The sequence below is a fragment of the Ensifer canadensis genome (assembly GCF_017488845.2).
Classification (GTDB): Bacteria; Pseudomonadota; Alphaproteobacteria; order Rhizobiales; family Rhizobiaceae; genus Ensifer; species Ensifer canadensis.
Genome location: NZ_CP083371.1, coordinates 1,090,980 through 1,105,415 on the forward strand (window position 1 = coordinate 1,090,980; position 14,436 = coordinate 1,105,415).

General features: G+C 59.0%; 13 protein-coding genes and 1 pseudogene. 6 read left to right on the forward strand and 8 right to left on the reverse strand.

The features are described 5' to 3' along the window. Window positions 1–43 precede the first annotated feature (43 nt). Window positions 44–778, reverse strand: a complete 735-nt coding sequence (locus J3R84_RS24785) for an aspartate/glutamate racemase family protein (protein WP_203528740.1) — start codon at window positions 776–778, stop codon at window positions 44–46. Between the two features lie 308 nt (window positions 779–1,086). Between J3R84_RS24785 and J3R84_RS24790 the strand changes: the two genes are divergently transcribed. Both J3R84_RS24790 and J3R84_RS24795 read left to right on the forward strand, forming a co-directional pair. Further along, entirely contained in the window at window positions 1,087–1,773 is a 687-nt protein-coding gene (locus J3R84_RS24790; RefSeq protein ID WP_025428819.1) for a GntR family transcriptional regulator, read from the forward strand. A 75-nt stretch (window positions 1,774–1,848) separates the two neighbouring features. Beyond that, window positions 1,849–2,676, forward strand: a complete 828-nt coding sequence (locus tag J3R84_RS24795) for a bifunctional allantoicase/(S)-ureidoglycine aminohydrolase (protein ID WP_171520638.1) — start codon at window positions 1,849–1,851, stop codon at window positions 2,674–2,676. Between the two features lie 219 nt (window positions 2,677–2,895). On the opposite strand, the gene J3R84_RS24800 is transcribed toward J3R84_RS24795, so the two are convergent. Beyond that, window positions 2,896–3,441 carry a class I SAM-dependent methyltransferase gene (locus tag J3R84_RS24800; protein WP_063963247.1) on the reverse strand — a complete coding sequence of 182 codons (546 nt, stop codon included), beginning with the start codon at window positions 3,439–3,441 and terminating at the stop codon, window positions 2,896–2,898. Between the two features lie 555 nt (window positions 3,442–3,996). Then, window positions 3,997–5,805, reverse strand: coding sequence for an ABC transporter ATP-binding protein/permease (locus J3R84_RS24805; protein ID WP_107027982.1), 1,809 nt, complete (start codon window positions 5,803–5,805; stop codon window positions 3,997–3,999). A 279-nt stretch (window positions 5,806–6,084) separates the two neighbouring features. Here J3R84_RS24805 and J3R84_RS24810 point away from each other — a divergent pair, with 279 nt between their 5' ends. Continuing rightward, the gene (locus J3R84_RS24810; RefSeq protein ID WP_107027974.1) at window positions 6,085–6,933 is read left to right on the forward strand and encodes a class I SAM-dependent methyltransferase; all 849 of its coding nucleotides are present in this window, start codon (window positions 6,085–6,087) and stop codon (window positions 6,931–6,933) included. Between the two features lie 5 nt (window positions 6,934–6,938). After that, window positions 6,939–7,100: pseudogene (locus J3R84_RS39100) on the forward strand (pyridoxal phosphate-dependent decarboxylase family protein); the annotation flags it as partial. Between the two features lie 34 nt (window positions 7,101–7,134). Here the strand turns inward: J3R84_RS39100 and J3R84_RS24815 are convergent. The 5 genes from J3R84_RS24815 to J3R84_RS24835 all read right to left on the reverse strand — a co-directional run bounded on the left by J3R84_RS24815 (window position 7,135) and on the right by J3R84_RS24835 (window position 10,913). Further along, complete coding sequence (locus J3R84_RS24815; protein ID WP_107027975.1) at window positions 7,135–8,433, reverse strand: S41 family peptidase; 1,299 nt, start codon at window positions 8,431–8,433, stop codon at window positions 7,135–7,137. 199 nt (window positions 8,434–8,632) lie between these two features. Further along, the gene (locus J3R84_RS24820) at window positions 8,633–9,139 is read right to left on the reverse strand and encodes a substrate binding domain-containing protein (RefSeq protein WP_203528739.1); all 507 of its coding nucleotides are present in this window, start codon (window positions 9,137–9,139) and stop codon (window positions 8,633–8,635) included. Between the two features lie 354 nt (window positions 9,140–9,493). After that, complete coding sequence (locus J3R84_RS38820; RefSeq protein WP_025428803.1) at window positions 9,494–9,817, reverse strand: FliM/FliN family flagellar motor switch protein; 324 nt, start codon at window positions 9,815–9,817, stop codon at window positions 9,494–9,496. 155 nt (window positions 9,818–9,972) lie between these two features. Further along, window positions 9,973–10,182 carry a hypothetical protein gene (locus J3R84_RS24830; RefSeq protein WP_162250507.1) on the reverse strand — a complete coding sequence of 70 codons (210 nt, stop codon included), beginning with the start codon at window positions 10,180–10,182 and terminating at the stop codon, window positions 9,973–9,975. A gap of 515 nt (window positions 10,183–10,697) precedes the next feature. Further along, complete coding sequence (locus tag J3R84_RS24835; RefSeq protein WP_057206426.1) at window positions 10,698–10,913, reverse strand: hypothetical protein; 216 nt, start codon at window positions 10,911–10,913, stop codon at window positions 10,698–10,700. Window positions 10,914–12,059: 1,146 nt separating this feature from the next. Between J3R84_RS24835 and J3R84_RS24840 the strand changes: the two genes are divergently transcribed. Then, on the forward strand, window positions 12,060–13,190 hold the full coding sequence (locus J3R84_RS24840; RefSeq protein ID WP_225906392.1) for a YdcF family protein: 1,131 nt from the start codon (window positions 12,060–12,062) through the stop codon (window positions 13,188–13,190). Between the two features lie 228 nt (window positions 13,191–13,418). Beyond that, on the forward strand, window positions 13,419–14,420 hold the full coding sequence (locus tag J3R84_RS24845) for an IS30 family transposase (RefSeq protein WP_025428792.1): 1,002 nt from the start codon (window positions 13,419–13,421) through the stop codon (window positions 14,418–14,420). Window positions 14,421–14,436 lie beyond the last annotated feature (16 nt).

Genomic DNA, 14,436 nt, shown 5'->3' on the forward strand with positions numbered 1-14,436 from the left:
TTGCCTCCGGAGCTTTTTGTTTTCAGTCAGTTGCAGCTGTTTGTTAAGCTACCGTATCCACAAGGCGGGTGACGGCCGCAGACTTAACCCGCGGATAGTCATAGGCGCCCACCTTGGAGGTGGTATAGCCCGCGCCAACCAGTGCTTCGGCGAGCTTGATTGCAGCGGTCACGCCGTCGATCACCGGCATGCCCGTTCTAAGCTTAAGCCGGTCGCACAGTTCCGACATTCCGGCACAGCCGAGAATGATCGCCTCAGCGCCATCCTCATGCTTGGCGCGCAGGATTTCCTGTACGAGCATTTCCTCCGTGTGGGCGAGGTCTTCCTCCAGCGCCAGCACCGGCATATCGACAGAGCGCACCTTGCGACAGCGGTGGCCCGCACCATAGGCGTCGACCAGGTCCTCGATGATCGGCACAGAGCGCGGCAATGTCGTGATGATGGAGAAGCGCGAGGCGATATTCATCGCCACTTGGATGGCGGCCTGGCAAATGCCGATGACCGGTCCGCGGGCGATCTCACGTGCAGCGCCAAGGCCGGGGTCGTCGAAGCAGGCAATGACATAGGCATCGAACCCGCGCGCCTCTCCGGCGCGGATTTCGGCAAGCATCGCCGGCACCGCCATGGCTTCGTCCGCATGGCCCTCGATGCTGGCGGGACTTGTGGTCGGGTTGACGGACTCGACCAGCGTCGGGGCGGCTGCAACCCGCTCGGCGCTGCGGTGCGCCTGTTCGGTCATCGAGGCAGTGGAGTTCGGGTTGACGAGAAGGATGCGCATGGATCAGTTCATTTTCGTTTTGAGGGCGGCAAAGGACGCGATGTCGGGTGTCCGCATCTCGAACTGACGATCGGAGGTGATGTAGTTGTTTGGCTGTTCGGTGAAGTCAAAGTCCATCAATGAGCTCTCAGGTCAGCGCGGTCGGTTGTCACACCGGTCGATGGCCGTCGTTTAAGTGGTTGCCACAGCATATCAAGTTACGGTACACAATATTGTCTACAATTTTGTAGTCAATATCAAACTGCAGTGAGTGGAATTGACTTTGAACGCTGGCCGACGAGAGTATGCGAACGGCTATGGGAGATTTCATGTACAATGCGGACGAGACCGCCGGAGCGCCGACGGCTATCATTTGTGAGAAGATCTGGCTTGCCATTGCGGAGCGGCGCCTGCGCCCAGGCACCCGCCTCAAGGAAGAGCAGCTTGCCGAGATTTTCTCCGTCAGTCGCGCCCGTATCCGCCAGGCGCTGACCGCGCTCGAACGGGATGGGCTGGTTACGATCATGCCGAACCGGGGCGCCTTCGTATCCGAGCCGTCGGTGGATGAGGCGCGCGACGTCTTCGTGACGAGAAGGGCGATCGAGCAGCGGGTGGTCGAGCGCTTGTGCGAGCGGGCGACGGTGGAAGACATCGAGCGTATGCGCTCCCATATCGACGAGGAACGGGTTGCGGGTAGGGCAGGCGATCTCTCTGCAATCGTTCGTCTTTCCGGCGGATTCCACCTGCTTTTGGCGGAGCTCTCCGGCTCTGCCTTCCTTTTCGGCATCCTGCGCGACCTGGTTTCGCGCACATCGCTGATCACCGCCATGTACCGTTCGAAACACCTGCACAATTGCGGGCCGGACGAGCATATGGCGGTCGTCGACCGCATCGCGGCGAGGGATGTGGACACGGCAATCCGTGAGATGGCCGAACATCTGCATCACGTCGAGGCGGAACTGGATCTCGACGAAGAGAAGGATCAGCCGCGCGACCTGCGCGCAGCACTGCTTTGACATTCCATTGGCAATAACCCAACCGCACCGCTCTTGTGAGGAGGCAGTGCCTGTTTTGAGAACTGAAGGACGGAAATGACTGGTCGTAATTACTATGCGCCCCATGGCGGCGCTCCGGAACAAACGCAGCTCCTGACCGACCGTGCGGTCTTCACCGAAGCCTATGCGGTGATTCCGAAGGGCGTGATGATGGACATCGTCACCAGCTATCTACCGTTCTGGGACAAAACCCGCCTGTGGATATTGTCGCGACCTTTGTCCGGTTTTGCTGAAACATTTTCGCAGTACATCATGGAAATCGCTCCAGGCGGCGGCAGCGACCGGCCGGAACTCGATGAGGGCGCTGAGGGCGCGCTGTTCGTCGTCGAGGGTGAACTGACCGTCACGCTTGATGGCAATGAGCACCGCATGCAGCCCGGCGGCTTTGCTTTCATTCCGCCGGCCAGCAACTGGGCGGCGCATAACAGAAGCGAATCTCCCGTTCGCTTCCATTGGGTCCGCAAGGCCTATGAATACGTCGACGGCCTTCCTGCTCCCGAAGCCTTCTTCACCAACGAGGCTGACATCACACCGTCCGCCATGCCCGGCACTGAAGGCAAGTGGGCAACGACGCGTTTCGTCGACCCGACCGATCTGCGGCACGACATGCACATGACCATCGTGACCTTCGAGCCGGGCGCGATCATTCCCTTTGCCGAAACCCACGTGATGGAGCATGGCCTCTACGTGCTTGAGGGCAAGGCCGTCTACCGGCTTAACCAGGATTGGGTCGAGGTCGAAGCCGGCGACTATATGTGGCTTCGCGCATTCTGCCCGCAGGCCTGCTACGCCGGCGGCCCCGGCAAGTTCCGCTATCTGCTCTACAAGGACGTCAACCGTCACATGAAATTGCGCGCGCGCTAAGATCCGCGGCAACATTGTCCTACCGAAACAGCGCCTTCCGAGAAGGCGCTGTTTCTTTTTAATCAATGGGATGCGTTAGCAATTTAATGTGCCGCCTTGGGTCGGTGAGGGCCACGCTTTTGCCCCACGGGCCAAGGATATTCGGCGGTCAGGAGGACAAAAGCGCGATCTCGCTCCTGACTCTCGTCCTCGTTGCGGCCGGCGCGGCACGCCAGCGGATCACCACGGCCCATTAACGTAGAGAAAATACTTGTCTTTGCGCGCGCCCGGCGGAAGCGGTAGCGAACGCGTCCCCGCCAGTTCGAGCGGCAAATCGGACAGGACGATGGCATGCGGCGCAAGGACTGCCGGGAGGCATCGGCTCAGTTTGGCGCTTGTCGCAATATTGTTCGCGTTGACATATGAACCCATATCCGCATGCGCCAGGATGACCTGTCTGTCAAAGCGGGTGGCAGCGGCACCAAGCGTATCCTCGATGTCGCCAAGCAGCAAATAGTTCTCTGGCGGCGTGCAGTCGGCGAAACAGTCGATCTCGCGATCCAGAACATAGATCTCGCGCTCCGGGAGATGGATGCGCAAGTGGTCGTAGGTACGACCGTGACCCAGCCCCATCTCGAACACAATGCCCGGACGGTCGGCTATTTCTCGGAAGGCCCATTCGAGGCAGATGTGCTGAGCCTCCAGACGGAACAGCAATGTTTCGAGCCGGGAGTCTTTACGTCTCCCTTCAGCGCGCGGTTCTTTCAGTGTGGCACGTGTCGGCATACTTATCGTCCCTGCGGGTTATGGAATCGAACGCGGCTCGGATGGCTCCAATTGGCGCCGGCGCGGTGGCCTGCAACCGGTGAATGAAAGATATAGGACGAACGTCCGATGTGCCAGTGCCCAGCCTGTGAGGAAAAAAGCACTGATCTCAAGGAGCATCTAAACTGCAGGAGGCATCTAAGGTGGACGCGCAACCAGGTTGGCGATTTTGCGACGTTTTTTTTGGGGGCTTCAACGGAGATCCCGACCCCATGAGAAAAGGCCGTGGGCGCGATTGGCGAGAATAGCCGTCGCCTCAGCCAGCCCGACTACATACGCGGACCCATCTGTGTCCCATTGGCTGGAGTGATCGACCGCTCGTCGCAAATCCCGACGTTCAGGACGGTATGACTGAGGGGTAGCAAAGGGTCGCACTCTGCCGTCTGCAAGATGCTTATCCAACGACTGTTGTGTGGCGAAACCGGCCATATCCCCCGTCGTGTGAGCGTTGCCATGGCGCTTAGGGTGTCATTTCGCCCCCTACCGGAATCGCTCCCGCCTTCAACGCGAGCGCTGTCAATCCACCAACTGCGGATTGGTGGGGCGTAGGCTCTTCGGACGGATCAGACGCAACGAACCGCCGGCGGCGTCCTTTTCGAGTTCCAGCACGCGGGTGAAGAAGCCGTTGGCGCGTTCCCTGCGCCCGATGTTGACGATTGCCGCCTTGCCCATTTCCTGGTCGAGGAACGTCATCACCTTGCGATAGGCATCGTCTTCCAGTGTATCCAGCGCCTCGTCGATGATCAGCCACCGCGGTTTGTGCAGGCCAAGGCGGGCGATCGCCAGAAGACGCATCTCGACTTCGCTCAGATTGAGCTTCTTGCGCATGTCCTGGTCGAGACGATCGGCGAGGCGGCCAAGGCCGACCTTGGAAAGCACGCCGCTAAGTTCGCCGTTCTTGAAGCTGTCTGGCGTCTTCGGATAGGCAAGCACCTCTTCCAGCGTGCCCGGCGCAAAATACGGCGAGCGGGGAACGAAGGCGAGGCCATCATCGATCGGCAGCGAGATGCGGCCATGCCCCCAGGGCCAGAGACCGGCAATGGCGCGGAAGAAGGGCGCTTTTTCCACCTCCGCCGCACCGGTGACAAGCACGCGTTCACCAGGATTGATGGTGACATTGGGCTCCGAAAGCTTGATGCAGCCGGCAGCCGAGACGATCTCGATATGATCGAACATCATCTGCGGTCCATCCGCCGTAACGAACTCGATGCGCTTGTCGCCTTCATGCCGGTCGTCGACGACGAGCAGGGCTGAGCGGAACGCGGCGACGCGCATCAATGTCGCGCGCCAGTCGGCAATGGCACCGATGTTGTCGACGAACCAGCGCAGCGATGCGTGCACCTGGTTGAAGGCGCCCACGGCCATCATCAGGCCGCCGAAGCTGAGATCGCCGGCGAAATAGACCGGCGAGGCGATGACGATCGGTGCGACGACGGTGATCCAGCCATAACCGGCCGTCACCCAGGTCAGCCGCGTGACGGCGAGCAGGAGGCTCTGGCTGATCTCCAGAACGGACGCCAGATCCGCCTGCAACCGGCGTTTCTCGTTCGTCTCACCCGATGACAGCGAGACCGCCTCGATGTGTTCGTTGATGCGCATAAGCGAGAAGCGCAGCGACGCCTCGCGTGCGTAGTGTTCGCCGTTGAGCTTGACCAATGGCCGCCCGACGAGCCAGCTCAGCCATGACGCAGTGCCTGCGTAGAGAATAGCAGCCCAGACCATGTAGCCAGGAATGTTGATGGCCATGCCCGAGATGTGAAAGACGAACCCGTCCGACAGCGACCAGAGCACGCCGATGAAGCCGGCCAGCAGGATGCCGGATTGGATCAGCCCAATCGTCAGCCCAGCGGAGAGATCTGACAGATGACGTGCATCCTCGTGTATGCGCTGGTCTGGATTGATGCCGATGGCGCCGGCATTGGCCAGCCGGAACGCGCGCGCCGGCTTCATCCATTCGTGGATGAGATCGAGTGTCAGGCCTTCGCGGAGCTTCAGCCGAACAAGCTGGCCGAGCCATGTCTGCAGAACATTGAAAACGAGCAAAGCTCCGGCGATCTGGGCGAAGACAACGAGCTGGTGCAGGAAGGCCGGGAGGTCACGTCTTTCCAGCGTGTCGTAGAACGGCTTGTACCATCGATTGAGGATGATCTGACCGAAGGCAGTGGTGACGATGACGGTCAGGATACCAAGGGCGAGCCAGATGATCCGGTTTCGGAGCGGCGAAGCCATGAAGGCTGCATGCATCATCCGTAACTGGGCGCTAAGGGGTTGTTCGTCGTTGGCCTCTACCCGACCATTGTTCTTGCCGTTTGTTGGGTTCGGCATCGATGCGAATCTCTCCGTCACGATCTCCACAGGGGAAATATAGCCTGCCGAGCCCGGTCTCCCTAGCGCCGATTGTCGTTATCCAAATCAGCAGAAGGCAATTTGGGTGGCCCCTGTTGCCCAAGCAACAGCATTCGGGCTGCAAAACTCAATTCAACAAGGGGCTGGACGACAGTGCGGCACGCGCCCCAAAAGGCATGAAACTGATTGTATCCATATAAAGAGGGTTCATAGTTCCGATCGATGAGACACGAGAGCGCATCCACGGGAGGAACGTGCATGTCCAACAATCTCGACCACATCCGTGAGCAGCAGAAGGATATCTGGGACCGGTTTTCAACCGGCTGGCAGAAATGGGACGAACTGGTTCTGGGCTGGCTCGCTCCGTTCGGCGATGCAATGATCCACCAGGCCAAGCTTAGGGATGGTGACCATGTTCTCGATGTCGCGGCTGGCACCGGCGAACCGGGGTTAACGGCCGCCGCTTTGGTCCCGAAGGGTCGAGTGACGGTAACAGACCTGTCCGAGCGCATGCTCCAGGTGGCCGCCGAGAATGCCCGACATCGCGGTCTCAGCAATTTCACGACCGAGATATGCGACGCCGGCAGTCTGCCTTTTGCCGATAAATCCTTCGACGCGGTACTATGCCGGTTCGGGTTCATGTTTTTCCCGGATGTCGGCGCGGCGGCGCGACAATTCAGTCGTGTCGCGAAACCTGGCGCGCGTGTTTGTGCTGCTGTTTGGAGCGGGCCTGAAAAAAATCCCTGGGCGACGACAATAATGGCAACGATCGCGCGGCACGTGACTTTGCCCGCGCCGATGCCCGGCGCGCCCGGCCTGTTTCGTTGCGCAGCCGCGGGCATGATGTCGGCGGCATTCGCCGACGCAGGTTTGCAAGATGTCGATGAGCGGGAGATCTCAACGGTGATGGTGCACGAGTCTCCCGAACGGTATTGGACCTTCATGACCGAAATAGCGGCGCCCGTGGTCGCGGGGCTGGCTCAGGCGGACGCCGCGACGCATGAGGCGATCAAAAATGAGGTTCTTGATTTGGCGCGTCGGTCCATGCGCGGCAACAAGGTCGAGTTACGTTCTACTGCGACGATTGTCACGGGAACACGAAGATAAGGGCAGACGAGGACACGGCGGGGCTTTCAGACACGACCGTGCATGGAGAACACTGTCTGAGGGTCGCGATCAACAATAACCGCACCAGACGCCAGGACTTGAAGTTGCTCGTCGACGAGGTCGTCCGGCTTGGCCGGGAAATCGTCCGGGCGAGCGCAGCTGCCTGAATGGCCCGCAAACCCCAGGGCGTGACGTTCGTTGTCACCGCGTCAGCGACGGTTGACGTGGCGTGACGATGCGGTCCGAGGTGCCGTCGGCCAGAAGCCGAATCATCTCCGTGACTGCGGCTTCCCGTTGCGGATCTCGGCCGGCGGCATAGGCGACGGGCAGGGCGACGCGAATGTCCGGGGCGACCCCGTTTCCTTCCAGCCGAACATTGTCGTCGATGACCGCATCGGAAACGGCAATTTCAAGGAGGCTGTTGTCGGGCAATGTATAGGCGCGGCCAGCCAACAGCGCGCCGGCGGTTCGCTCGCCCACAAGCGGAATGCCATTGATCTTCAGCGCGTAGGCGAAAAGCTCGAGCCCGCTGCGCGTGCCCTCATCGACCAGCGCCACCACCGGCCCGCGCCAGCGAACATTTGCCAGCGTGTCCTTTCCGCGCCGCGGGATCAATCGGAACGACGGCGTGTCGCCGACGAACAGTTCGGCGGCGTCCGCAGCGCCACCGCCCCAACGCCCGCGGAGGTCGACGACCAACCCGTCGACATTGCTCAGGCGACCGGTCGAAAGCTCGCGCGCCGCGATATCCAGCCCATCGCGCGTCGAAAGCGTCCAGAATCTCACATAGCCGATCTTTCTCCCGTCCCGTTCGCTCACTGCGACGCTGTCCTTGATCGCCTTTTCGAATGTTGGGAGCGGGCGCAGCCGTTCGACCGCAACCTTGATGCTTGTCAGCGCCGCATCAGCCTTACGGCGCAGACGGACGTCAACCGATTGCCCGACCTTGCCTTGAAAGGAGGCGATCTCGCGATAGGGCTTACCATCGACGGCAAGGATCTCGTCGCCCATGACGATCCCCGCCTTTGCTGCCGGAGAACCATCATAGACATCAGTCACGAACCGGGCATCGCCTATTAACTGCGTGACCATGCCGATGCCGGCGTAGTTCACTTCTCCATCGGGCGGAAACAACCGTCGCAGGTCATCACGGATAGCGAAGCGGAAGATGTCGCTCAACTCGAAGTACGCAATCGTGTCCGATTTGAAACGGCCATTGTGGGAGGCTTGCAGGCTGGCCAGCGCCGTTTCGATAGCCGCATCCACGCGGGCTGTGGAACCCGTCGTGGACAGCGCGGGTACCGCGCTTTCGATTTCTTTTTTTGCAGCTGCGTTGAAGCGATCGAGCGCATTTTCGTCGTGAAACTCCGAATTCACCAACGTGATGACGCGGTCGAAGACCGGATCGCCCGACCGAGGCACGTCGGTCGCAAAGGCGCTCACGGATATGAACGCCAGCAGGATCGGGGTTTGTGCGGCCCTGAGTATCGCATTGCGCATCGGCGGATTTCCGGTTCGTTTCCGCTCATTATCGGTCGAAGCGCGGCGGAGGCGAGGCCCGGCATTGCAAAATTGCGTGATCGCCAGTGTGAGGCACTGGCTGCACCGCGCGCCATCGCCTCCGGTTTTAGAGATGACGATGGTAGGAGGTCGTGAGGGGCCGATGCTGATCACTTTGCCCGTCAGCTAAAAGCCTGGCCTAGAAACCGGCTTTCCGTAGCTCGCCGGCTAGAAATTCGGTAAAAACCTTCACTTTCGACTGCAGAAGGCGGTTGATCGGGTAGACCACGTAGATGCTGCGCCGGGCAAGTTTTTGCTGCGGCAAAATCCGCACGAGCTTGCCGCCATCAAGCGGCGGCTTGGCGATGAAGGACGGCAAGGCACCGATGCCGATGCCGGATTGGATCATCTGACATAACATCAGACTATTGTCCGCGATGAAACGCGCGGGCAATTCGATGCTTGTCGTCCCATAGGGACCTTCCAGCACCCAGTTCCCCGGTTGGTCGGCAAGCCGGTAGGCGAGGCAATGATGATGCTTGAGATCGCTGACCTCGGTCGGGGTGCCATTTGCCGAGATATAGGCAGGCGCTGCACAGATGAATTGCTCGACTTCACCAAGCCGCCTGGCAATCAAAGATGAATCCGTAAGCGTCGCACGCACGCGGATGGAAACGCCGAAGCCCTCGGAGACGACGTCGAGCACGTGGTCATCGAGATGAGTTCGCATTTGTCGGCGCGTCCTTGAAATTCCGCGGCGCGGATGCGGCGCCAATCCGCCCGGTGGCCTTGCCGCTTCGATAGGATCGGGTACCAGGCGTCCACACGTGGCCAACCGAGACGCCGTGGGAAAAGCTCGCGGCGCTCTTGTTACGTCTCGAGTCCTGTTTGATGGACGACGACCTCGGCAAGGCCGTGCCCCTGGCCACGGCAACAGGCTGACACTGCTACCCCTTGCCCATTCGGCGTTCGTTCCAGTCCTGCCATACTTGTTCGAAATACAACCGAATATTGCATTTGTGGCATGGCTGGTTTCACGGCTGAAACCGGGCGATTTCAATTACCGGCGCCTGCCGTGAGAAATCTCTACGATCTTCACGCCGATGGCGGTCTTGGATTCGTTGAAAACGATCTCACCTCGGCCAATGACCGTGCCATTGACCTTGAGGTCGACCGGGTCTCCAAAATTTGTATCGAGATCTATGTGATCATCCCGATGCAGCTTGGAAAGCTGGGCCACAGTCAGCCTGCTGCGGCCAAGGACTACCTCGATGACAAGCGGGATGCCCTGTACGGCATGTTCGCCAATCGGGGCGCTTTCTAACGGAACAGGGCCGGTTTCGATCTCCGGCACGCCATTGTAAAAAGTTTCGTTCATCATCATGCACCACCCAAAAACACTGGTTTACAAGTCCTTAACGAAAGGGTTGCGCCAGTTCGCCATGACAGGCAATGGCACCGGGGAGGGCAGGGCCCGTGCGCCTTCCGTGAGCGTTAACAATCCATTAACATCCACAAAGGCGACGTCGGAAACGTGTCCTAGAGTGTCATTGCGGACCAACTTCCTTCCCGCTTTTCGAACCCTATCGCCCGGCGACCATCAGGCAGCTTGTCACCGAGTCGGACGACATAGACATATCCGCCATAGACCATCAGCCCGCGATCGCCGTCGCTGAACACAATCTCGAACTTTGGAGGGCTCGGGGCAACCGTGCCTTTTGAAGGGTCGGTATCAGGCGCGAGTTCCACGGAAGCGTCGCTCCAAGGCAAACTGGGCGCCGGTGCGACATAATAAATCGCGGTCAAGGCAGATAGGCTGCAGATAGAAATTGCCGCAATCTGCGAGGAAATGCCGTTGGGCCTCATGACATTCGGGTGAAACGTGGCTGCGGCCAATATGCAGTCCTCCTATATTTTACTGATGCTTGCGGCGGCGGGTTGAGGAGGCGGCCGGGTCGATTTGTGGCCTGACAATAAATCTGTCTCGGACCTTTGCTTGACGATGCGACTCAGATGCCTCAGCGCTCCATGCGAAACATTTCACCCTGACCCTGACAGGACAACGCGATCGACAGCGGTTTCCACATCTTTCGATTGCCTTCGAAAGGCGTCCACACTCAGAGGGTATGAGCGATCCAAGGGTATAGCGTCGTCAAGCGCTCCAACTCATCGCATTCGCAAGCGTTGCGTGAACCGTCGATTGATCGATACGCATTCAATGTTCAATGAGGACGCCGATTGCTCTCCTTTGGGCGAGCTGTCCGTCACCAGTTGCCGGGGTCGGCGGTGTGATCGACACTGGCAAACTCGTCGGCCTTTTTCCGATCCAGCGTGAGGCCAGTGGTGATCTTTGCCTCATCTGTGACCGAATAGGACAGAGGCGGCGGCCGATTGGTCAGCTCCTGATACATAAGCAAGGCAGCCTCCTCGGCGGTATCAGCCGCGAACTCTTCGTTGATAGTGACGGTGAACTTATGCATAGCCTTCTCTGTGCTCTTTCGACGCCCCGCACCCAAACGCGATTGTAGCGTCTCTGGAGACCCCGGTATATCCATGCGCCTCAATATGCTCGCATGCACCAATGGCCGCGTTCATCGCCACCCCGCTTTCCCCGGAGGATGACGTTAAGTTATCGGCAGCATCGCTGATCACGCCCAGCGCCAGGTTCACAGCCATCGTAGCGAACTCTGGCTGCAGTCACATTGCAGATCTGCCTTGAAGAGTGGGCGGCGCCGATCGCTTGGCGGCAAGCGGGCGCCGCCCTCGTCGCGAAGGCGTACGATGTCGCGTTGGCGGGGAAGCCACGCCCAGGAATATTAGAAAGCGCGGCAACGCCAATCTATACCTCATTGAGGCACTTCCGATACCTTGGTCGACGTAAGCTGGTCGACGCGGCGGCGCGAACTGGAACAGGCCGCATAGAATCGTGAATAGCCCGAGACCCATGAGGGCAAAATCCGCCACAGCACGCCGTCAAAAGTGCCGGCAAAGACCTTGCCGGCCGACCACATTATTTGCGCGATCGACCGGGCGGCTAACTGATTGGGTTAGGAGCGAACCTGATCACAGAACTTGAGATTGGCTGGCTTCTCCAGAATGTGGTCGTAACCAACGTTCTTCATGTCTGTGGTCGGCATTGAGCCATCGACGATATCCATTACACGTCCCGTCTCCTCCATCCAACGCGCCGGAGTTCAGCGGCGATCCACTGTCTGCCTGCTACGCTTCGGATCTGGAAAGCCTCGTAGTTGAAAAGCGGCCAGGGTTGTGGGTGCACGGCCAAGTCCGCCACGGAGTTGATTACGTGATCGGCGAGACTAGGGTGAAAGGTCGGCTGTTGGGTGAAGATACCAATACAGTACCAATCAACGATTGCCGTCAATCCAACACCGCCAATTCGTCTATCCAGACATATCCTATCATATTGTATTATAATTCCTATTGCTGGATTCTTCTGCCAGTGATTTGGGAATCATGGCCGTTGACTGGACAAGTGGTCAGTTTTTGGTCTTACTACATGGACCGAACCTCTTATGAATGTAACGGTTCGGTCGTGATCACGGAAAATACATTTCGATCCGGTCGTCAGTAGGCTCGGCCGGTCAGCGGAAAACTGGGAGAGTTAAATGAAGCTGAGATCCATTTTTGCCGTCATGACGGGACCGATCAAGGTCGCACCAGCTGCCACACGCGCGCAGGGTGGGGCGAGACGCTACATTCTGGGCGTCCTGGCAGCAACGGCCTGCTTTATATCGGCCGTTCCAGTCAGTGCCTTTGATCAGGCCAATACCGACCGCATCAAGCAGTTGGTCGACACGGGCATACAATATTACTGGTCGGGCGGCGACGTCAAAAAAGCCGAAGCCGAGGTCTTCAAGGGGATCACCCTGCACGGCAAATACGATGTCGTGGAAGCGGCTTTCAAGGAGGCGTCGACGTTAGCTCCTGAGCGACTGGATTTTCAGTACGCCGTCGCATCGACCCAGATCATTCAGAAAAAACTGGACGAGGCGCAGACGACATTCCAGGGGATCCTCGAAAAAGATCCGACGGCCTTTGACGCCCAAAGCTGGTTGGAGGCCATTGCTCGGATTCGTGGCGATGAGACCAACGTGGCGCTCGCTCATCAAGCTCTCGCAGGGCTCGATCGCGAACAAGCAGAGGTGTATCGCAAGCGTTTTATCCGCGCAGAGCAGATCATGGCAGAAAAGCCAAACTTCGATGTACCGACGCTGCCTGGCAAGGTGATGGTGGTCGCGCTCGGATATGCGTTGGCGGACGACGGCACAGCCCAGCAAACTCTGCTTGACCGCCTCGAAGTGACATTGAAAGCTGCTGAAGCTAATCCCACAGCGCTCGTGATGGTGAGTGGCGGAGTGCCGAAGAACGGCGTCACCGAGGGTGACATCATGTCTAAGTGGCTGGTCGACAAGGGCATCAGCCGTGATCGCATCATCATTGAGGACAAATCAAAAGATACGATCGGCAATGTTGTCAACGCTGCCAATCTCCTGGTGCGGCACCAGGCCGATACCGTAATTTTGGTGACAAGCTCAAGCCATATGCGCCGTGCTCGTACGGTCATGGAAGATGCCCTGACGCAACGTGATTTGCCGACAACTGTCGTGCCACTGAATGCGCTGGACGCACCGTCTCAGGAAGAGGCAGCAAAGGTGGGCGCTGACGAACGGTTGGTAATCTACCGGGATCTGATGCGTGTATCGGGTGTCTGGGCTTACCCTGGGCTTCAACAGTAGTCGTTTTCCCACGGCAACAGAATGCTATGAACAGATTGCGCGTCCCAATCCATACTTGAGATGGAGGGGCGCGTAAGCTGGCTCAGTGGGTCACTCTGAACGACCCGCAGTAAGGCGCGTCGAAGTTCCATAAGATACCTTATGCGATCCGTTGATTGTAGCGGGTACATTCTATTTTCAAGTGCGACATGCCAATGATTTCAATGGTTTCCCCTTGGAGATTTTGGGATGTCACGAAGCTATTCGCAGCTGAATCTGGCGGATCGCCGCCGCCTCTATCACTTTGTCGAACGCAAGGTGCCGATCAATGAAATGGCGCGCCAACTCGGTCGTCACCGTTCCACCATCTATCGCGAGATCAGGCGCAATACATTCCACGATCGCGAACTGCCCGAATACAGCGGCTACTTCCCAACGGTTGCCGACGACATCCGCAAAGAGCGGCGGCGGCGTTTGAGGAAGCTGATGCGGCACCCGCAATTGCGCGCACTGGTCATCGAGCAGCTGGAGGCGCTGTGGTCACCGGAACAGATCGCCGGTCGCCTGTTCGCCGATGGCGTGAGCGCCGTCCGCGTCTGCACCGAGACGATCTATCGCTTCATCTATGGCAAGGAAGATCAGGCGCTGGAGCTCTATCAGCATCTGCCGGAAGGCCGTCGCAAGCGCCGCCCGCGCCGCTCCCGCAAACCCCGCGACGGCTCGATCCCGTTGGACTGCAGGATCAGCCAACGCCCTGATTTCATTGCCGATCGGTCTCAGTTCGGCCACTGGGAGGGTGATCTGCTGATCTTCCGGCGCGACCTCGGTGAAGCCAATGTCACCTCGCTGGTCGAGCGCAAGAGCCGCTACACGGTGATGATCAAGAATGGCAGCCGTCACTCTCGTCCGCTCATCGACAAGATCATCGATGCCTTCTCACCGCTACCCGCCTTTGCCCGGCAGAGCTTCACCTTCGACCGTGGTACCGAGTTTCGCGGTTTCAAGGCTTTGGAAGATGGACTCGGCGCCAGGAGCTGGTTTTGCGATCCGAATTCACCGTGGCAGAAAGGCGCGGTCGAGAACACCAACAAGCGCATCCGTCGCTTTGTGCCGAGCGATACGGACCTGTCTGCCGTCAACCAGCCGCAACTGGTCGCCCTCGCCCACCATCTCAATTCACTGCCGAGGAAGTGCCTTGGTTACCGCACGCCCGCCGAAGTCTTCATGGCCCATTTGCGCGAAAGTGGCTAACCCTCTACGCTTCACA

What these genes read in the sequence shown, in the direction of transcription:
- J3R84_RS24835 (WP_057206426.1), bottom strand. Translation starts at nt 10,913, where the DNA reads ATGCATAAGTTCACCGTCACTATCAACGAAGAGTTCGCGGCTGATACC.
- J3R84_RS24845 (WP_025428792.1), top strand. Translation starts at nt 13,419, where the DNA reads ATGTCACGAAGCTATTCGCAGCTGAATCTGGCGGATCGCCGCCGCCTC.
- J3R84_RS24815 (WP_107027975.1), bottom strand. Translation starts at nt 8,433, where the DNA reads ATGCGCAATGCGATACTCAGGGCCGCACAAACCCCGATCCTGCTGGCG.
- J3R84_RS38820 (WP_025428803.1), bottom strand. Translation starts at nt 9,817, where the DNA reads ATGATGATGAACGAAACTTTTTACAATGGCGTGCCGGAGATCGAAACC.
- J3R84_RS24805 (WP_107027982.1), bottom strand. Translation starts at nt 5,805, where the DNA reads ATGCCGAACCCAACAAACGGCAAGAACAATGGTCGGGTAGAGGCCAAC.
- J3R84_RS24840 (WP_225906392.1), top strand. Translation starts at nt 12,060, where the DNA reads ATGAAGCTGAGATCCATTTTTGCCGTCATGACGGGACCGATCAAGGTC.
- J3R84_RS24810 (WP_107027974.1), top strand. Translation starts at nt 6,085, where the DNA reads ATGTCCAACAATCTCGACCACATCCGTGAGCAGCAGAAGGATATCTGG.
- J3R84_RS24790 (WP_025428819.1), top strand. Translation starts at nt 1,087, where the DNA reads ATGTACAATGCGGACGAGACCGCCGGAGCGCCGACGGCTATCATTTGT.
- J3R84_RS24800 (WP_063963247.1), bottom strand. Translation starts at nt 3,441, where the DNA reads ATGCCGACACGTGCCACACTGAAAGAACCGCGCGCTGAAGGGAGACGT.
- J3R84_RS24785 (WP_203528740.1), bottom strand. Translation starts at nt 778, where the DNA reads ATGCGCATCCTTCTCGTCAACCCGAACTCCACTGCCTCGATGACCGAA.
- J3R84_RS24795 (WP_171520638.1), top strand. Translation starts at nt 1,849, where the DNA reads ATGACTGGTCGTAATTACTATGCGCCCCATGGCGGCGCTCCGGAACAA.